The sequence below is a fragment of the Vibrio sp. VGrn 2 genome, assembly GCF_009361695.1.
GTDB classification, from domain to species: domain Bacteria; phylum Pseudomonadota; class Gammaproteobacteria; order Enterobacterales; family Vibrionaceae; genus Vibrio; species Vibrio diabolicus.
Genome location: NZ_RBWD01000009.1, coordinates 71,213 through 89,414, shown reverse-complemented (window position 1 = coordinate 89,414; position 18,202 = coordinate 71,213). Strand labels below are relative to the sequence as shown.

At 45.9% G+C, this 18,202-nt stretch carries 18 protein-coding genes; 8 read left to right on the top strand and 10 right to left on the bottom strand.

Annotated features, from left to right (window positions below):
• Positions 1-11 precede the first annotated feature (11 nt).
• A complete protein-coding gene (locus tag D8S93_RS15605) occupies positions 12-848 on the bottom strand; it encodes a phosphate/phosphite/phosphonate ABC transporter substrate-binding protein (RefSeq protein ID WP_152814143.1) in 837 nt (278 codons plus the stop codon).
• Positions 849-980: 132 nt separating this feature from the next.
• Between D8S93_RS15605 and D8S93_RS15600 the strand changes: the two genes are divergently transcribed.
• Positions 981-1,301, top strand: coding sequence for a DUF1840 domain-containing protein (locus tag D8S93_RS15600; RefSeq protein WP_005392576.1), 321 nt, complete (start codon positions 981-983; stop codon positions 1,299-1,301).
• 243 nt (positions 1,302-1,544) lie between these two features.
• On the top strand, positions 1,545-2,093 hold the full coding sequence (locus D8S93_RS15595) for a sugar O-acetyltransferase (RefSeq protein WP_152814251.1): 549 nt from the start codon (positions 1,545-1,547) through the stop codon (positions 2,091-2,093).
• 9 nt (positions 2,094-2,102) lie between these two features.
• Here D8S93_RS15595 and D8S93_RS15590 read toward each other — a convergent pair whose 3' ends face one another.
• Complete coding sequence (locus tag D8S93_RS15590) at positions 2,103-3,536, bottom strand: PLP-dependent aminotransferase family protein (RefSeq protein ID WP_193621627.1); 1,434 nt, start codon at positions 3,534-3,536, stop codon at positions 2,103-2,105.
• Positions 3,537-3,672: 136 nt separating this feature from the next.
• Between D8S93_RS15590 and D8S93_RS15585 the strand changes: the two genes are divergently transcribed.
• From D8S93_RS15585 to D8S93_RS15575, 3 genes are read left to right on the top strand one after another with little or no spacing between them, the layout of a single operon-like run.
• A complete protein-coding gene (locus tag D8S93_RS15585) occupies positions 3,673-5,037 on the top strand; it encodes a cytochrome ubiquinol oxidase subunit I (protein ID WP_069496089.1) in 1,365 nt (454 codons plus the stop codon).
• A 28-nt stretch (positions 5,038-5,065) separates the two neighbouring features.
• Positions 5,066-6,073, top strand: a complete 1,008-nt coding sequence (gene cydB / locus D8S93_RS15580) for a cytochrome d ubiquinol oxidase subunit II (protein ID WP_152814139.1) — start codon at positions 5,066-5,068, stop codon at positions 6,071-6,073.
• 20 nt (positions 6,074-6,093) lie between these two features.
• Complete coding sequence (locus D8S93_RS15575) at positions 6,094-6,222, top strand: DUF2474 domain-containing protein (RefSeq protein WP_015313385.1); 129 nt, start codon at positions 6,094-6,096, stop codon at positions 6,220-6,222.
• Positions 6,223-6,356: 134 nt separating this feature from the next.
• Here D8S93_RS15575 and D8S93_RS15570 read toward each other — a convergent pair whose 3' ends face one another.
• The 3 genes from D8S93_RS15570 to D8S93_RS15560 form a co-directional block, all read right to left on the bottom strand.
• Complete coding sequence (locus D8S93_RS15570) at positions 6,357-6,863, bottom strand: hypothetical protein (protein ID WP_226420519.1); 507 nt, start codon at positions 6,861-6,863, stop codon at positions 6,357-6,359.
• A gap of 15 nt (positions 6,864-6,878) precedes the next feature.
• A complete protein-coding gene (gene hxpB / locus D8S93_RS15565; protein WP_104970586.1) occupies positions 6,879-7,580 on the bottom strand; it encodes a hexitol phosphatase HxpB in 702 nt (233 codons plus the stop codon).
• Positions 7,581-7,709: 129 nt separating this feature from the next.
• Positions 7,710-8,591, bottom strand: coding sequence for a LysR family transcriptional regulator (locus tag D8S93_RS15560; RefSeq protein ID WP_152814136.1), 882 nt, complete (start codon positions 8,589-8,591; stop codon positions 7,710-7,712).
• Positions 8,592-8,688: 97 nt separating this feature from the next.
• Here D8S93_RS15560 and budA point away from each other — a divergent pair, with 97 nt between their 5' ends.
• From budA to D8S93_RS15545, 3 genes are read left to right on the top strand one after another with little or no spacing between them, the layout of a single operon-like run.
• A complete protein-coding gene (gene budA / locus D8S93_RS15555; RefSeq protein ID WP_005373273.1) occupies positions 8,689-9,474 on the top strand; it encodes an acetolactate decarboxylase in 786 nt (261 codons plus the stop codon).
• Between the two features lie 29 nt (positions 9,475-9,503).
• Positions 9,504-11,207 carry an acetolactate synthase AlsS gene (gene alsS / locus D8S93_RS15550; protein WP_152814134.1) on the top strand — a complete coding sequence of 568 codons (1,704 nt, stop codon included), beginning with the start codon at positions 9,504-9,506 and terminating at the stop codon, positions 11,205-11,207.
• Positions 11,204-11,962, top strand: coding sequence for an SDR family NAD(P)-dependent oxidoreductase (locus D8S93_RS15545; protein ID WP_152814132.1), 759 nt, complete (start codon positions 11,204-11,206; stop codon positions 11,960-11,962). The genes alsS and D8S93_RS15545 overlap by 4 nt, the downstream gene beginning before the upstream one ends.
• A gap of 90 nt (positions 11,963-12,052) precedes the next feature.
• Here D8S93_RS15545 and D8S93_RS15540 read toward each other — a convergent pair whose 3' ends face one another.
• From D8S93_RS15540 to D8S93_RS15520, 5 genes are all read right to left on the bottom strand, one after another.
• A complete protein-coding gene (locus D8S93_RS15540) occupies positions 12,053-13,966 on the bottom strand; it encodes a BCCT family transporter (RefSeq protein ID WP_048624916.1) in 1,914 nt (637 codons plus the stop codon).
• 125 nt (positions 13,967-14,091) lie between these two features.
• Positions 14,092-14,697 carry a methyltransferase domain-containing protein gene (locus tag D8S93_RS15535; protein ID WP_152814130.1) on the bottom strand — a complete coding sequence of 202 codons (606 nt, stop codon included), beginning with the start codon at positions 14,695-14,697 and terminating at the stop codon, positions 14,092-14,094.
• A 123-nt stretch (positions 14,698-14,820) separates the two neighbouring features.
• Positions 14,821-16,023 carry a phenylacetate--CoA ligase family protein gene (locus D8S93_RS15530; RefSeq protein ID WP_152814128.1) on the bottom strand — a complete coding sequence of 401 codons (1,203 nt, stop codon included), beginning with the start codon at positions 16,021-16,023 and terminating at the stop codon, positions 14,821-14,823.
• A 9-nt stretch (positions 16,024-16,032) separates the two neighbouring features.
• Positions 16,033-16,854 carry an ABC transporter ATP-binding protein gene (locus tag D8S93_RS15525; RefSeq protein WP_005392594.1) on the bottom strand — a complete coding sequence of 274 codons (822 nt, stop codon included), beginning with the start codon at positions 16,852-16,854 and terminating at the stop codon, positions 16,033-16,035.
• Between the two features lie 80 nt (positions 16,855-16,934).
• Positions 16,935-18,179, bottom strand: a complete 1,245-nt coding sequence (locus D8S93_RS15520; RefSeq protein WP_006741059.1) for an ABC transporter substrate-binding protein — start codon at positions 18,177-18,179, stop codon at positions 16,935-16,937.
• Between the last annotated feature and the right edge of the window lie 23 nt (positions 18,180-18,202).

Here is an 18,202-nt window from a genome sequence, read left to right as displayed (position 1 = left end):
AGGACAACCATTTATCTTGAGATTCCCAATTGAACAACATCTTGCCAATCTTGGTCTTGTGCAAGCTGTAACCCGTCAATGTTGAGTAAAGTAAAACTCTCCTGTGCTTTTGGATCGTCATTAAGTTGCGAAATTGCCTTTCGTAAGGCAAGAGTAATCTCTTCATCGACATTATTTGAAACCGCAATAGCATGAGGCGTATAACCAGCAGTTGTATAAATGATGCTAAGTTGGTCTTTTATTTCACTCGGCAAGCTCTCAAAGGTACGCTTCACGCCACCACCAGCAATGTACAAACCTTTAAGTACCCCCAAATAGACTGAGTCGTGCGAACCAACATATTTAGGCGTAAACTTGATGCCTTTCTGCGCCAACTCTGATTGTGTGATGATAGAAGCAGCAAATGCTCGTGGGGCAGGAAAAGCGATGGTCTTGTCTTGCAGCTCATCAAGGGAAACCGACTTCCCTAGCCTTGCTACAATAATGCCTGTAATGCGCTTATTTTTCGCTCTTGCTAACGCCGTATAACCTGGGTTTTGATTCACCAACGTAAAGTGATATGGGTTCATGTATGCAATGTCGTAGGCTCCAGCCATCAAGCGAGCTTCGAATGTGGGAATATCACGTGCCGTGGCAAACTTAATCTCAACGCCAGCAAGATCTCCCCAGCGTTGCAGTAATGGCTGCCATTGTTGCACTAGTTTGGTCGCCGACTGTTGCGGTACGACACCAAAAACAATGGAAGGTTGAGCAACGACAGAAGGTGACCATATGCATAACACCATAAGCAACGTAAATATTCGCTTGTGAAGCCGCCAAATCAACGTCTTTAATTGGGAGTTCAACAAAATCATCTCCTTATGTTTGTCTTTCGTTAAAGATAGATAGCTATCTGAAAGATTGCGAATTATCGGATTAAATTGCCTCGTGTCTCAGATACCATTTATACTCAAATGAACACCTACAACAGGAGCAGGTAAATGCTTATTACATTTCGTTGCCATAGCCACTCGAACGTCACTATGTTTGGCGATATTGCGATAAAGATGATCAAAATGATGGGGCATAGTGGCTCAGTACCAGGGTCTATTTCCGCTCAAGACATCCCTGATGCTCTATCTAGATTGACCTCCGCTCTCGCAGCACAAGAAGCGATAGAGAAGAACAACAGTCAAGCAATGGAAGAAGATGAGGAGCAAGAGGAACAAACGGTCAGTTTAGGACGCAGAGCATTTCCACTTATTGAGCTTTTAAAATCGGCTATTAAAGAAGAGTGCGAAGTGATGTGGGACAGCCAATAAATGCTCCAAATCAAGCTGTGGAGAGGAAAGCAACATCCAATCTATACTTTCCTCCCCTGCTAAAAGGAACTTACCCAATTCACTTCTCTATTTGAATGACTCTTAACGAGTGCTTACTCAAAACTAACCTATTGAACATAAATCAGTGATAAACATCTGATTTCATAATAAAAATTTCCTATTGACTGAAACACTCACTTATCATTGTGGCCTCAACTGCAAACCATTAATGGAATGATTGTTATGTCAGAACTGACTCGGATGCGCTCTGGAGAAACCTATAATTGCCTGGATGAAGAACTAAAGCTAATGCGCGCCAAAAGTGCGCAGCTTGTCTTCCAATTTAACCACGAGCCAAACCCAGGTATCCGTAGACAACTATTGGCGGAGATGGGCGTCCAATTAGAAAACAGCGCCTGTATAGAGCCACCGCTTCAACTTACCTACGGTTGCAACTTGTCCATCGGGGAAAACACCTACATCAACTGGGATGCCATTATTCTGGACAATGGACAGGTTGAGATTGGTGCGAACGTCATGATTGGGCCTAGAGTGCAAATTTACACAGCCGCTCATTCACTGGATACACAAAGACGCTTAGTCGGAGATGAGATCGCCAAACCGGTAAAAATCGGCAATAACGTTTGGATTGGTGGGGGCGCTATCATACTGCCAGGCGTGACCATTGGCGATGAGGCCGTCGTCGGCGCTGGCTCTGTCATAACCAAAGACGTTGCGCCGGGCGATCGAGTTGCTGGAAATCCGGCGCGCTCCATTAAACCAAAAAACTGAAGCAAGTCGCTATTCCGCCAAATGATCGCGAATAATGTTGGCAAGCAGATTGAGAGCATGGACGTATTTGTCATTGAGCTCAAAAGAAGCGTTAAGACGAATACAGTGATCGTATTGTTCTGTCAGGCTGAACATCTTTCCGGGTGCGATACTGATATTGTCTTTTAGCGCTTCTCGATATATCTGCAAGGCGTCGATATGCTTGGGAAGCTCTAACCAAATAAAGTACCCGCCGCTTTGGCTTAACACTTTGACTTCTTCAGGTAACAGCTCACTAAGCCGATCCGTCATCTTACTTTTACGTTCAAACAGCTTTTTCCGTAACTGCTTCAAATGCGATTCATAATTGCGGCTTGTTAAATAGTGCACCAATGTCATTTGCACTGGTGCACTCGTCGCTAATGTACTCATTAACTGTAACTTTTGTACCTCTAGCGCCCGCTTTCCCGCCGCAACCCAACCAATACGTAGTCCTGCGATTAATGATTTTGAAAACGAGGAGCACAACATGGTATTGCCCGTGTCATCAAACATTCTTAGTGGGTAAACCGAGTCATTCCCGGCATGCAGTTCGCTGTACACATCATCTTCAATCACTGGCACGTTATATCGCTGTGTCAGTTCAATCAGCTTTTGTTTTTTCTCGTTGGAGAGCGTAAAACCCAGAGGATTCTGGAAGTTCGACATAAGCCAGCACGCTTTCACATCGTGTGTTTGCAGCGCTCGTTCCAATGAATCTAGGTCAATACCCGTGACTGGGTCTGTTCTTACTGAGAGCGCTTTCAAACCTAACCGCTCTAAGGATTGCAATGCGCCATAGAATGCAGGCGACTCCACAACCACCCAATCTCCCGGTCTTGTACAAGCTTGCAAACTGAGCGTTAACGCCTCCAGCGCGCCTGCCGTAATGACAATTTCATCGGGTGAAATTTCAATGCCTTTCGCAGCATAACGCTTCGCGATGATGGTGCGTAATTGTTCGTTTCCCGGCGGTAAGTTATCAAAGGTGGTGGAAATCGGCATATTGCGAGCGGCTGCGCTCATCGCCCGATTCACGTGATATCGTGGGTACAAACTTGGGTCTGGATAGGCAAAGCCAAAATTGATCATGGATGGATTTTTGCTCGCCTGCAGAACATCAAAGATAAACTCATTGATGTCTACCTGCTCTGTCCACGAAACCGCGGCTGGCGCTTGGGGTTCATTTGAACTCTTAATATTGGGCGCGACTCGATAACCAGATCGCGGCTGTGACGTTACCCAGCCTTGAGATTCCAGAATTTGATACGCGTGCAACACCGTCATCAAGCTCAAACCCGAGTGTTCAGATTGGCGACGCAGCGAAGGCAGCTTGTCACCCGGATGCCATATCCCCGATTTTATCTGCCTTTTAAGCTGTTCCACTAACTCTTGATACTTCGCCAAACGCAAATCCCCTTTCATAAAGCCGAATGCAAAATAATAACACTTCAATATTTAATCTGTTATAGGTTTATAGTCACTGTCTGTACCTACTTCCCTCATTTCGCTCCTTTTAAAATAGCTCTCTCATAAAACTTAAAAGATCAAAGGAAGTTTAATGTTTGGCCTCGACGCATTTATGCTTGCACGGATACAGTTCGCCTTTACGGTATCCTTTCATATTATTTTCCCCGCTATCACCATAGGTTTGGCCACCTACCTCGCCGTGCTAGAAGGCTTATGGTTAAAAACACGTAATCCCGATTACCAAAAGCTCTATCACTTCTGGTCGAAAATTTTTGCGGTTAACTTTGGGATGGGCGTTGTATCTGGCCTTGTCATGGCCTATCAATTCGGCACCAACTGGAGTGGTTTCTCCGACTTCGCTGGTTCTATCACGGGCCCATTACTGACTTATGAAGTGTTAACGGCTTTCTTTCTCGAAGCCGGATTTCTTGGCGTAATGCTGTTTGGGTGGCGTCGCGTCGGCGAAAAGCTGCACTTTTTTGCAACCTCGATGGTGGCGTTAGGCACGATCATTTCGACGTTCTGGATTCTCGCCTCCAACAGTTGGATGCAAACACCACAAGGCTATGAAATTGTCGACGGACATGTGGTGCCAACCGACTGGTTTGCTATCGTTTTCAATCCTTCATTTCCTTATCGTTTGGCGCACATGAGCGTCGCAGCTTTTGTCAGTTCAGCACTCTTTGTAGGCGCGTCAGCCGCTTGGCATTTATTGAGAGGCAATCAAACGACTGCGGTAAAAACGATGTTTTCGATGTCGCTCGGGATCTTAGTGTTCCTTGCGCCACTCCAAGCCGTGATTGGCGATGTACACGGGTTAAACACTCTCGAACACCAGCCCGCCAAAATCGCTGCCATCGAAGGACATTGGGATAACAGCGATGGCAAACCAACCCCATTGATATTGTTCGGCATGCCAAACATGGAACAAGAACGCACAGACTATGCCTTAGAAATTCCTGTTCTAGGAAGTTTGATCCTACGCCACAGTTTAACTGAGCCAATCCCGGCGCTGAAAGACTTCCCGAAAGAGGAACGACCGAACTCACCTATCGTCTTTTGGTCATTTCGAATCATGGTCGGGCTAGGACTTCTGATGATTTTTCAAAGCTTCTACAGCATGTGGTTACGAAAAAAGAACACGCTTTATACCTCGCGTTGGTTCCTCAAATTTTCATTATTTATGGGGCCATCTGGTCTTATCGCGATACTCGCTGGCTGGTTTACGACTGAGGTTGGGCGGCAACCTTGGGTCGTGTATGGCGTACAAAAAACGCGTGATGCGGTTTCTGCACACGGAGACCTACAAATGAGCATCAGCCTGCTGTGTTTCCTTGTTGTGTACAGCTTGGTGTTTGGTTTTGGGTATTACTACATGATCCATCAAATCAAGAAAGGCCCCGATACAATCGAGCATGATGAGCACGACATGACGACCGTTTCAGGCCGCATTTAGAATTTGTCACAAAGTGAAGGTAAAGAATATGCATTTTGATTTATCCGTGATTTGGTTCGCGATCATCGTTTTTGCCACTTTGATGTACATCATCATGGATGGCTTCGATTTGGGGATTGGAATACTGATGCCCTTCATCAAGGATGAAAAACAAAAAGACGTCATGGTCAACAGTGTCGCGCCAGTTTGGGACGGCAACGAAACTTGGATTGTGCTTGGAGGCACATCTCTATTTGGCGCTTTTCCCATGGCTTACGCGGTGATTATTGAAGCGCTAACCATCCCTTTGACGTTGATGTTGATTGCTTTGATCTTTCGTGGCGTAGCGTTTGAGTTTCGCTTTAAAGCATTGGAAAACCACTTAAAGTTCTGGGACCGCTCTTTTATGGTCGGCTCGATTTTAACCACGTTTTTCCAAGGCATCGTCGTTGGCGCGGTAATTCAAGGCTTTGCGGTGGAAAACCGCGTCTTCGTAGGTAGCCAATTAGACTGGCTCAGCCCTTTTCCCATCTTTTGTGGTTTGGGTTTAGTCGCAACGTACGCGCTGCTCGGTAGTACATGGCTCATCATGAAGACGGAAGGTGAACTGCAAAACACGATGTACCGCTTCACTAACAAAACACTACTGGCGATGATCTCCGCATTAGTCATTGTGAGCGCTTGGACTCCACTTGCTTACCCTGCCATTGCGGAAAGATGGTTTTCTCTGCCTAATTTGTTCTACTTATTGCCCGTACCTGTCATTACTGGGCTGGTATGTCTGAAGATTGCCGACTCCGTTAAAAAGCGAAAAGAGGGCAGCCCTTTCGTGATGGCATTGGTGATCGTGATTCTCGGGTTCGCTGGGCTTGGCATCAGTATCTGGCCAAATATCATTCCTCCTAGCATATCAATGTGGGAAGCAGCGGCTCCTGCAAGCAGTCAGCGCTTTATGCTCGTTGGAGCGGTGATCATCATCCCGATCATTCTGGCTTACACCTTTTGGAGTTATTACGTCTTCTCCGGAAAAGTGAAAGAAGACGAAGCGTACCATTAACGAGTTGATAAGGAGTGAGTATGAAAATCAAAAATTGGTGCCGCCAGTGGGCTTGGATGGTTGGGATCTGGGCGGCCAGTGTGCTAGCTCTGGGGTTCGTATCAATGTTGTTTCGCGTCATGATGACCGCTGCAGGGTTAAAATCTTAGCTCGGGACTTTTAAGTCAATAAAAAAATGGATGCCTCTAGAGCTTGTGTAAGAGCTAGAGGCGTTGAACCTAATACTCAATCTTAATGATAAAGCCAAGCGTTAAGAATCTACTCAAAACACTCTTTCATAAGTCTACATTGCCTGCAGTCGTTCATGCATGCTTACGAGATCAAAAGGTTCAAGCTTTTTCGCAAGGTTCAGTAATGCTTCCTTTTTATCTTGCGGTAAACTTTGAAACTTCGACTCTAAACGTAAATCCACTTTGCTAAAAAGTAGCTTTCTAATTTGACTAGCTTTTGCCTTTGATAATTGCAATCCATCATTATCGGAGGTTTCAATTATCATGATAATCCTTGCTAACTCACTGAATTCATTATCAGAGCATAAATAAAGTGATTGTTTGTATAAATAGCCAACCGAAATTTCAAAATCAATATTAAGCGCTTGAATCTTATCGACAATGTTTTCACTCACATCATTTTGAGAAGAAGAGTTGATACAATCATCAAATCGCCTTTCAAATGTAACAAATCGATTATTGAGCTCGTCCAACATAGTCGTATCTTTTGCGAATGATTCTATAGGTAAAACCAATAAGAACATTGGCAGTAGGTATTTTTTCAGCGACCGACTGTTCACAATCAAGTCCTTCTTCTAAAAACTTTCATACGGTGTTGGTGCAATTGTTGCTCTCAAACTCAAGTCCATTAAACTCGCCAAATGGCTTTCATTAAACTCTGATAGCTTTTGCAGCTTTAGACTGGCTTCATTAAACTCTTGGTAGAACTTATCAGGTTGAGGTATCACGACTGTTTTTATGTTTGCTCGTGTTGCCGCAAGCATACCCGAATAAGAGTCTTCAAAGGCAATACAGTTACTTGAATCTACACCTAGTTTATTGATTGTTGAAAGGTAGACATCTGGCTCTGGCTTGCCCTGTTCTACATCGTCTGACGATGATATCGCATCAAAGTAACTGGCAATACCGAGTTTGTTCAAAATGATGGGAATGAGTTGATAAGGTGAATTAGTAGACAACCCTATCTTAAACCCTTTTTCCTTAAGCAATTTGAGTGTTTCTGTAACACCCTCTAATTCGCATCCTTTTTCAATTATTAATGTCTCCACTTTATCCACAACAGCATTCTCTACTTCCTCTAGGCTCTTTTCTTGCCAAGGATTACGTTCATACCAAAACCTTGTTACTTCACCTGTCGTCATCGTCGCAGTCTGCTTTGATAATACTTCGGTCACCTGGACGCCAACTGATGAAAACACCTGCTTTTCAGCTTCCTTCCACAAAGGTTCTGAATCAATCAGCAACCCGTCCATATCAAAGACCGCAGCGTATATCATTGGTACACCCTCAGTAAGTTCTATTCGTTGAGTAAGGTTTATCTGTTCAACCAAAGCATAGCTTTGCATATAACGAGGGAGAGTATCACATTTGCCTGGGGCTATCAGAGCCAGTTCGATAACTCATCTTTAAGCCTCAACATGACTGATGTTCGTGACTACTTTTAACGCCAGCTTATTGAGATTAGACGCCTCCCAAGCAACGACAACACGACTGGTTAGGGGGATATCATCAATCTCGGCGACTGTCGCGGAATCATCGAGATGTTCAGCCAGTGAGCGCGGAACGAGAGCAATACCTAGCCCTGCCTGCGCCATGGCAATCGTCGTACGAAGTTGCGGTGCTGCGAACTGTGGTTCGAGCCTTACTCCTGCGTCGGCAAAAAGTGTGCTCATGCCATCAAACAATGCAGGTCCAGTCTCTCGTGGAAACAGTAAAATTTTATGGCCTCTCAACTGTTTCATCTGGATACAGGGATATTTTGCCAGTTCGTGCCCCGCCGGAATCACCGCGACAAAAGGGTCGTTAAACAACACCTTGTGCTCAAAAGGCTCACTGGCGTAACAGGGTAGCCGCATGATTGCGAGATCAAGTTGTTTGCTTTTTAACTGAGCGGCAAGCTCTGGCATTGACAGTTCCGCCGCCTGTAAATGAACCCCATTCTCTTGAATACGCCCCACCCTCTCTAATACCTTAATGCAGGTTGATGTTGACGTTGCGAACCCGATTTTAACCTGCGTATTTTCACCACGGGCAATCTGTCGGGCTTTTGCTTTAGCGCGTTCCACATCAGCAAGAATATTTACCGCATCCGTATAGAAGACTTGCCCAGCATGGGTCAGTTCTACCCCTCTAGACAAGCGCTTAAATAGGTCCACACCAAGCTCGTACTCTAACTTTTTGATTTGTTGACTTAAAGGAGGTTGCGCAATCCCTAACTGTTCAGCGGCTCGGGTAAAGTGACGAGTCTCGGCGACCGCGACAAAATACTTCAGGTAGCGAAATTCCATATATTTTCCATATCAAAATAAATCTTTTTTATATTGGATTTAGCACCGTGTAGAAGTCAATCTAAATATACTCTTCATTGCATAACTGGTCTTACTCATGCGTGGATTTTATAACCCTCTATGTGCTTGTTCGCTTGAAGTAGCGAAAGAATTTTCTGAATACCATCACGTTACCGGAGATGGTGAGATTTATCAGACTTCGTTAATGAGTGCTTTGATCGCTGGTGTTTACGAAGGCTCAACAACCATAGAAGAACTGCTGAAACATGGGGATTTTGGTTTAGGTACGTTCAATGAATTGGATGGTGAGTTGATTGCGTTTGATAAGGAAGTTTTTCAACTCAAGTCGGATGGCTCCGCAAACCCGGCAGATCTGGCGCAAAAAACGCCCTTTGCTGTCATGACTTTTTTTAAGCCTGATATCGAGCTGCCACTAACATCGCGCATGTCACGTCATGAAGTCCATAGCCTCATAGACGACATGGTTCCAAGTGACAACCTATTTTGCGCAGTGCGCATTGATGGCGTTTTCGATTCAGTTCGTACTCGCACCGTACCTAAACAAACACGCCCTTATCGGCCAATGCTTGAAGTGGTCAAAGAACAACCGACATTCCGCTTCACGCATAAGCAAGGCGTGGTCGCCGGCTTTCGCAGTCCTAAATATACGACTGGCATCAATGTACCCGGCTATCACGAACATTTTATTACCGATGACCGCCAAGGAGGTGGTCATATCCAGGATTACAGCATTTCGTCAGGATTTCTCCAGATTGGCAAAGTCTCACGGCTAGTGATTGATACCCCAGTATCGACAGACTTCCTCAACGCCAATTTGGCTCCGGAAGATATAAATACCGCCATAGAAAAGGCGGAAAAGTAACAAAGTCAGGCAAATAATAAGGACAACAAATGCAATCCAAACCTTCAAATAAAAATGGAGCTCAGTTGATCGCTCAACAGCTAGAGTCTCTCGGCATTAAGTACATTTTCGGTATTCCCGGTGCAAAAATCGATCGACTGTTCGATGCGATTGAAGACACTAACATCCAAATGATTCCGGTACGTCACGAGGCTAACGGCGCGTTTATGGCGGGCGTTATGGGAAGACTAACCGGCAAAGCAGGCGTTACAATGGTTACGTCAGGTCCAGGCTGTGGAAACCTAGTTACGGGGGTGGCAACAGCAAACTCCGAAGGCGATCCGCTGATTGCTATCGGTGGTGCGGTGAAACGAACTGACCAGCAAAAACAAACACACCAGAGTATGGATACCGTCAGTATTTTTCGCTCTATAACCAAATTCAGTGCTGAAGTGCAGCATGTGGACGCCGCAAGCGAGATCATGGCGAACGCATTTCGTATCGCAGAGTCAGGTCGTCCTGGGGCTTGCTTTTTGAGTCTCCCCCAAGATGTTTTATCCGAGCAAACCCAAACGGACATTATTGTCCCCTCGCCTTACACACAGCCTGGTTGCGCAGACATCGCAGCAATCGAAGAAGCGGTCAGTCGAATCAGTAAAGCAAAGCGCTGTGTGGTTTTACTTGGCCTTCACGCGAGCCGCAGTCAAAACGCTGCTGCTATCGCCCGATTTCTTCAAAATACGCAGCTACCCGTTGTCGGCACTTACCAGGCCGCCGGCACGGTAGACATCAATTACTATCATCACTTTGCTGGGCGTGTCGGTTTGTTTAATAACCAACCTGGCGATGTTTTACTGCGGGACGCCGATTTAATTCTCACCATCGGCTTTAGCCCAATAGAGTATGACCCTGAGCTTTGGAACAGCCACCGCAACCCAGTTATTCACCTCGATATTGAACCAGCAGAATACCAACTTAATTATCAACCTTGTGTTGAAATCGTCGGAAACATTGCGCAGTCATTAGACAAAATGGGCAGCTATATCTCTGAATATGCTCGCCTTTCCCCAACGGCACTTTCAGTACTGGAAGAGGTAGCACTGCAACGGCAAGTGATCAAGGCTTATCCCAATGTCTATAACAAGCAAGGGTTTCATCCACTGGCGCTAATTAAAGCCATGCAATCTATCATCACACCAGATACCACGCTATGCCTTGATATGGGGAGCTTCCACATCTGGATCGCTCGTTACTTAAGCTGTTTTCGAGCTCGCCAAATGCTGGTGTCTAACGGCCAACAAACAATGGGCGTTGCACTACCATGGGCCATTGGTGCCAGCCTACTAAAACCTGGTAGCAAAGTGGTATCGATATCGGGAGACGGCGGTTTCATGCAATCGAGCATGGAGTTAGAAACCGCGGTTAGACTGAACTGCAATATCGTCCATATTGTGTGGGTTGATAACGCCTACAACATGGTAGAAATGCAAGAGATCAACAAATATCAGCGCTGCTCTGGTGTGAAATTTGGACCAATTGATTTCAAGGCCTACGCCGAATCATTTGGCGCGAAAGGCTTCGCAGTGACTAGTCAACACGAATTGCTACCGACATTGAATAAAGCCATGGACGTTGAAGGACCAGCAGTGGTGGCTATCCCCGTAGATTACAGCGACAACGACAAACTGATGTTGCCGCGCACAGAGAAAAATCAAGATCCCGTTTTTGTAAGTTTCGAAGGAGAAATCGCATGAGAGGATTAAAAAATAAAGTCGCACTCGTCACTGGTTCAGCCAATGGTATTGGTTTGGCCATCGCAAAACGTTTTTATGAAGAAGGCGCAAACGTCGCTCTTGCCGATTGGAATGAAGAGCAGTTGGCAAACGCCGTTGAGGGCTTTGATAAACAGCGCGTGTCTGCGCATTCCATTGATGTTTCTGATCCAGACAAAGTCGCAGAACTAATTTCTGATGTTGTTACCCGTTTCGGTAAACTGGATATTTTAGTAAACAATGCTGGCGTACATGTCCCTGGTTCAGTGATTGAAGGTAGTGTGGAAGACTGGAAGAAGATCTCTGGTGTAAACATTGACGGCGTCGTTTATTGCGCGAAGTTTGCGTTACCTGAACTATTAAAAACGAAAGGTTGTATGGTGAATACCGCGTCCGTTTCTGGTTTGGGTGGTGACTGGGGTGCCGCATTCTATTGCGCGAGTAAGGGCGCTGTGGTCAACCTTACTAGAGCGATGGCATTGGACCATGGTGCGGATGGGGTAAGAATTAACGCCGTATGCCCCAGCTTAGTAAAAACCAACATGACGAACGGCTGGCCGCAGGAAATCCGCGATAAATTCAATGAGCGCATTGCGCTCGGCCGAGCCGCCGAACCTGAAGAAATTGCGTCCGTCGTGACTTTCTTGGCAAGTGATGACGCATCTTTCATTAATGGCGTAAACCTACCTGTAGACGGCGGTGCCACCGCATCAGATGGTCAACCTAAAATAGTATAAGCATTAACACTGACTGAGCAGAATTTTTAACTGTAAGGTATCCACGCCAAAAAAGAGCCGAGTTTGTACTCGGCTCTTGTGTGTCTGTTCTTAAGCCTGCGACGTTGCTAAACCTGCCGACGCGCCGCCTAATAACACATGATTAAATTCCATTCGAGATTCTTGGGCTTGTTCAGACAGTTCTTGTTTCTTCTGTTGAGCCAACTCAAGCGCTTCGGTTAGTTGCTGTAGCTCTGTTTGCATCTCTTCTGGTAAATGATGGTCCGAAAACCCAGATTCACAGCTGTGCTCTAAGGCAAATGCGCGAATTCTCTTACGCATGCTCATCAGGGCCGCCATTGCTTCGCGCTCTTCTTCAGCCGCCTGTTGAGCTAAGTCTTTAAAGCGCTCAAATTTCGCCAAAGCCATTCCCTCTGTTGACCAAGGGTCAATTTCCGGCAGTTCTTCAATGTTAATGGTTGGCTCTTCGTATTCGGCTTGATGTTTAATATCTAGGCTCGCCGCGCGAACAAAGGACACCATCAACATCACCGAGATAACTAACAACGGTAAACCTCCCACGATCGCAGCGGTTTGTAATGTCGATAAACCTCCCATGAACATTAGGACGGTTGGCAGAAAAGACAAAGTAAACGCCCAGAACAAACGGTTCCAGCGCATCGGTTCTTCCGTCACATCATTTTGAACCACTGACGCAAGAATGTACGAGATAGAGTCAAACGACGTCGCCGTAAAAATGATACACAATAGTGTAAAAACACCAATAACGATTGGCCCTAACGGTAATGTGTCTAACGTTGCAAAAATAGCCGCTGGTGCGCCTGATTCGTTGAGGATTGCGATGACATCAAGCTCACCCGTCAATTGCAACGATAACCCGTAGTTACCTAAAACAATGAAGAATAAGAAACAACCTAAAGAACCGTAAAATATCGAACCTACGACCATCTGTTTGATCGTTCTTCCACGCGAGATACGCGCAACAAACAATCCCATGCAAGGAGCAAAGACCAACCACCATGCCCAGTAGAAAATAGTCCAGTCTTGCGGGAAGTGTGTATCTGTAAACTCACCATAACCACCAAACGGCTCCGCCCAGGTTGCCATAACAAAGAAGTTAGACAACATACGACCAATAGAATCTAAGCCCGTTTCTAACATGAACACGGTTGGCCCAACGGCAAGTACAAAGAGTAACAAGCCCATCGCACCCCAGAAGTTAATGTTACTAAGGAATTTGATCCCCTTCTCAAGCCCTGCATACGCTGAGTAACCAAAAATCGCAGTGCAGAGAAGTAATACAGCCACTTGGCTGAAGGTATTGTTTGGAAGACCAAAGATATGATGTAGACCACCGTTGATAAGAGGCGCTGCTAAGCCAAGCGTTGTCGCCGCGCCACCCAACATACCAAAAATAAATAGCACATCAATAAACTTGCCAATACCACCGTTTGCACGCTTTTCTCCTAATACAGGCATTAACGCACTAGAAATTTTCAAAACAGGTTGTTTGCGTACATAAAAAAAGTAAGCGATAGGTAGAGCAGGAATAAGGTAAATTGACCAAGCGATCGGTCCCCAGTGAAACAGACCATAAGTCGCGGCCCAGCGAATGGCTTCTTCACTGCCTGCTTCCAACTGAAATGGTGGTGATTGATAGTAGTATGCCCACTCGATGCACCCCCAATACAGAATACTTGCGCCAATACCTCCACAAAATAGCATTGCAGCCCATGAGGCGTTACCAAATTCTGGTTGCTCGTCGGCTTCACCAAGTTTGATTTGGCCAAGATCGCTGAACACCGTGTAAATCATAAAACACATTGCTGCGATACCCAGTGCGAGGTATAACACACCAAGCTTATCAGTCATGAAAAATTTGGCTGAAGCTATCCAATCCGCACCTTGTGTGGGAAATAAAATTAAAGGTATAACGACGCTGAGTAAAAGAAAGAGTGAGCCTAAGAAGGTAGGCTTATCGATGAGAGAAAATGATTTGTCCATATTATATATCCTTATGCTTTCAAAGGACATGATCTACATTTCTCACAACTTCGCCAATTCACAACACTTATCGTTACCACAAGAATAATTGTCTTTAAAATATGCATTATTTGATGCCATAGCGTTTAAATACGGCAGCTTTTCTGCCACACCATCCAGCGCTCTCTACCTTTAAAAACCTCAACACTGTTTGCCACCACTGAGGATTCCACAAGCTTAAACGCCGGTTCTAGATAACCCTCCAACTCCCCACTTCGCAAACAAAATGGAGGGAAGCGAGAGTGGTAATCATCATCTATAACGAAATAACCAATTAACAAACCGCCTCTTGGCAGCAATTTATCCACCATAGCAAAGTAATCTGGCCACTGGTCTCTCGGTAGTGCAGCAAGAAAGGCACGCTCGTAAATCACATCAAATGAGTGCGTAGAGTCAGCGTTAAATACATCCCCCAGCACGACTTTATCTTTGTGCTTGCCTAACGTCGATTGCGCCATTTTTACTGCTTGTTGGCTGTAATCCATCGCGATCACATCATGCCCATATTGAATAAAAGTGCTCAGTTCATAAGCGGCACCACACCCAGGAATAAACACTGACTGGCCTACATGAAGTGAATTGTCGAGATAGTCCTTGAGTTCTTGAGGTGTCGATTGGGCATCCCAAGGCATAGTGCCTCGGATAAACAAATCATCCCAGAATTGTGTGTTAATCATTGGTGCCTGTTTCATTTACCCGCTCCCTGATTGCGGTAGTAAAAAATAAAGGGATACGCAGCGCAATGTGGTATCCCCTCTCCTAGCCTTTGATTTTTACGTTGTTAGCTTTTTATAAATTCGTTTTACAATGATGGGTTAACTGCGCAGGTCATTGATTAACGGCTGCTCCGCTTGGTTCGGTACAAACTGGACATTGCCTTTCAGTTTAGTGACTGACTGTAGTGTTGCTTGAATGTCCTCTGCTGATACATGCACATCATGACAACAGAAAGTAATGGTATCGTTGAAGCCATCGCGCTCAATTTTCAAAGAACCTTTAATATCGTGGCGACGACAGACTTCTTGGATCTGATGCGGATAAACAAACAGGCCTTTCACTTTCACCGCTGAGTCCGCACGCCCCATCCAGCCTTTAATTCGCGCATTCGTGCGTGGCGAACCCGAGCCCGTTTCTAGGTATGCCGATAAATCTCCCGTTGCGTAGCGAATCAGCGGAAACTTCTCATCGAGCGATGTCACGACTACTTCACCGACTTCTCCCGGTTGTACAGGAATGCCATCAGGATTAACGATTTCAACGATAATATCTTCGGCAATCACCAAGCCTTGCTCGCCTGTGACTTGATAAGCAATCAAACCAAGCTCAGCACTTGCGTAGGCTTGAGAGACTGCAATGCCTTTGTCCTCAAACATCTGTTGCATGTCTGCAGTGACTGCTTCACCAGAGACCAGCGCTTTGGTAAAACTCGGCGACTCACCATATTTCTCTTGGTACTTTTGTAGCAACGTCAGCAAGTAAGAAGGCGTGCCCGTATAACCCGTTGGCTGCAGCTGTTTAATCGCTTCAATTTGTGCTTCGGTATTCCCGACACCCGCCGGAAATACCGCGCAGCCACAAGCTCTTGCGCCACCATCCATAATAAATCCACCAGGCGAGAAATGATAAGAGAGCGTGTTATGCACTAAATCGCCCGCACTAAATCCAGCCGCGTGAAACGCGCGCCCCATACGCCAGAAATCCATCTCATCCGTTTGTGCCTCATACAACGGCCCCGGTGATTGGAATACACGCGCCATCTGACCAATCGCAACACTATTTAAACCACCAAACGGCGGTTTAAGTTGCTGCTGGTTTGGCATATTGAATTTGCGCGTAATTGGAAACTGGGTAAGCCCTTCACGATTATTCGCCAATGTAGGATCTAACTCAGCAAAATGCGTCGCATAATGTTCGCTGTTGGCTTTTGCATTTTCAATCAACGTTGGCAGACGTTGAAACAGCGATTCTTCTCGTGCCTGCGGAGACAACGATTCTTTCGCATCAAATAGTTCGTTCATCCTTGCTCCTTATAACCAACGCTTACGACGTTTGTAAGATTTCAGATTCTTGAAGCTCTTGCGATCTTCATCGCCGCCGCCAAGGTAGAACTCTTTCACATCTTCATTGTTTAGCAGTTCGTGCTTGCTGCCATCCAGAACGATTTTGCCGGATTCCATGATGTAACCGTAATCGGCCGCTTGAAGGGCAAAGTTGGCATTCTGCTCAACCAAAAGCATGGTAATGCCTTGATCTTTATTAATCTTGTTAATAATGCTGAACACCTCCTTCACCAATAGCGGCGAAAGCCCCATCGAAGGTTCATCCAACAAGATCATTTTTGGACGAGCCATCAGTGCACGACCAATCGCTAGCATTTGCTGCTCACCACCTGACAAATAACCCGCTAGACCAGTGCGCTCTTTAAGGCGAGGGAAATAATCAAACACCATTTCGATGTCTTGTTCAACTTCGTTGTCCGTGCGCGTGTAAGCGCCTAAGCGAAGATTTTCTATCACCGTCATGTCTTCAACAATTCGGCGCCCTTCCATCACTTGGAAGATGCCCGAACGGACGATCTCTTCCGGGCTTTTGTTGTCTATGCGCTCGCCCATGAAGTTGATTTCGCCGCGCGTCACTTCACCATCTTCGGTTTTCAACAAACCAGAAATGGCTTTCAACGTCGTTGATTTACCCGCACCGTTGGCACCCAGTAAGGTCACTATCTGCCCTTTTGGAACTTCTAAGCTCACACCGCGAAGTACTAGTATTACTTCGTCGTAGACGACTTCAATGTTGTTCACTGAAAGCAGTATTTCTGCCGGTTCGATATTCGTTGCTAATTCAGCCATCAAGCTACTCCTTGCTAGGGTGAGAGTGTTCTCTCACCCATCCTTATTTTCAGTAAGCTTTGTTATTAATAAGTCGTCGATTAGTAACCTAGCCAATCGTCACGACGTGACAATGTCACCTGAGATACTTTCTTAATATCAACTGCGCCGCCGTTGTTGTTACCCATAAACACGTTCACGGTTGTTGTGCCACGGTGATCTTCCGGTTTCCAGTTCGCAGGTACACAAACACCTTCTAAGCCTTGTGGGACCCAGTTGTCATGGACATACATGCCCTTCTTGATGTTTTCACCCGTGATGCCACCGTTGTCTTTCGCCCACTCCATCGCTTCTTTCATGTAGAACGCAGAACAAATGCCGCGAATGTAGTGGTGAGTTCTAAACTCGCCAGGCTCTGATTCAGACTGCTTAGAAATCTCACGAACCAGTTTCATGCCTTCGTTATCGTCTCCCCAAAACGCCGTCATGCCAGGAAAAACATAATCTTTAAGGCCATCGCCCGCCGCTTCAAGTACTGGTTTGTCACCGCCCCAAATGTTCGCCATGTACTGGAACTCTGTACCAACCGTATTACAAGACTTCACGAGTGAGATTACCGAGCTACCGATATTGGCAATGTAACCGTAGTTGGTGCCAGACTCTTTGAGTGACAGACATTGTGCTTTGAAATCACCCGGTTTGAGTGACACAACGACTGGGTTTTGTACCTCAAAACCAAGCTCTTCAGCATATTCTGCACACGCTTCTTTTGGCGCATTCGGGAATGGGTGGTTATCGCCAATATGGGTAAATTTCGGCGCACCTTGGTTGCCCTTTGATTCCCAATCTTCTTTCGCCCACTTCACTAGTGCACGACACGCATCTGAGTACGACGCACCATAGAAGAAGTTATAAGGCGCTGGTTTCGCGGTTTTTGGGTTCTTGCCGGTTGGGTCCGTTAAGTGACCTGAATAAGAGGCAGAGAACACTGGCACTTTGTCTTTGGTCACAAACGAGATGAGTGCTTCGGTATCTGCCGTGCCCCAACCTTGTAGCGCAACCATGTCTTTACGCGCCACCCAACGTTTGTAGTTGGAAATGGCTACTGGCACTTTATACGCCATGTCTACCGTTTCAAATTCGAGCTCAGTACCGTTAATGCCACCGTTTTGGTTGATCCAGCGTAATGCGTCTCGCACACCAGAACCATAAGGCTTACTCACGTAGGCTGTTGGTCCAGAAAAGTCGACCAATTGCCCGACAAATACAGAGTCTTTTGCCCAAGTGGCGGTAGTAAACAGTGCCGAAGATAGCACCAACGTTGTCGCTAAATGTCCTTTGTTCATAACTCGTTGTCCTTGTTATTGAG

Excerpts from the sequence above, each read along its gene's own strand:
- D8S93_RS15600 (WP_005392576.1), top strand. The coding sequence starts at position 981 with ATGCTTATTACATTTCGTTGCCATAGCCACTCGAACGTCACTATGTTT.
- D8S93_RS15595 (WP_152814251.1), top strand. The coding sequence starts at position 1,545 with ATGTCAGAACTGACTCGGATGCGCTCTGGAGAAACCTATAATTGCCTG.
- D8S93_RS15590 (WP_193621627.1), bottom strand. The coding sequence starts at position 3,536 with ATGAAAGGGGATTTGCGTTTGGCGAAGTATCAAGAGTTAGTGGAACAG.
- D8S93_RS15585 (WP_069496089.1), top strand. The coding sequence starts at position 3,673 with ATGTTTGGCCTCGACGCATTTATGCTTGCACGGATACAGTTCGCCTTT.
- cydB (WP_152814139.1), top strand. The coding sequence starts at position 5,066 with ATGCATTTTGATTTATCCGTGATTTGGTTCGCGATCATCGTTTTTGCC.
- D8S93_RS15575 (WP_015313385.1), top strand. The coding sequence starts at position 6,094 with ATGAAAATCAAAAATTGGTGCCGCCAGTGGGCTTGGATGGTTGGGATC.
- hxpB (WP_104970586.1), bottom strand. The coding sequence starts at position 7,580 with ATGATATACGCTGCGGTCTTTGATATGGACGGGTTGCTGATTGATTCA.
- D8S93_RS15560 (WP_152814136.1), bottom strand. The coding sequence starts at position 8,591 with ATGGAATTTCGCTACCTGAAGTATTTTGTCGCGGTCGCCGAGACTCGT.
- budA (WP_005373273.1), top strand. The coding sequence starts at position 8,689 with ATGCGTGGATTTTATAACCCTCTATGTGCTTGTTCGCTTGAAGTAGCG.
- alsS (WP_152814134.1), top strand. The coding sequence starts at position 9,504 with ATGCAATCCAAACCTTCAAATAAAAATGGAGCTCAGTTGATCGCTCAA.
- D8S93_RS15545 (WP_152814132.1), top strand. The coding sequence starts at position 11,204 with ATGAGAGGATTAAAAAATAAAGTCGCACTCGTCACTGGTTCAGCCAAT.
- D8S93_RS15540 (WP_048624916.1), bottom strand. The coding sequence starts at position 13,966 with ATGGACAAATCATTTTCTCTCATCGATAAGCCTACCTTCTTAGGCTCA.
- D8S93_RS15535 (WP_152814130.1), bottom strand. The coding sequence starts at position 14,697 with ATGAAACAGGCACCAATGATTAACACACAATTCTGGGATGATTTGTTT.
- D8S93_RS15530 (WP_152814128.1), bottom strand. The coding sequence starts at position 16,023 with ATGAACGAACTATTTGATGCGAAAGAATCGTTGTCTCCGCAGGCACGA.
- D8S93_RS15525 (WP_005392594.1), bottom strand. The coding sequence starts at position 16,854 with ATGGCTGAATTAGCAACGAATATCGAACCGGCAGAAATACTGCTTTCA.
- D8S93_RS15520 (WP_006741059.1), bottom strand. The coding sequence starts at position 18,179 with ATGAACAAAGGACATTTAGCGACAACGTTGGTGCTATCTTCGGCACTG.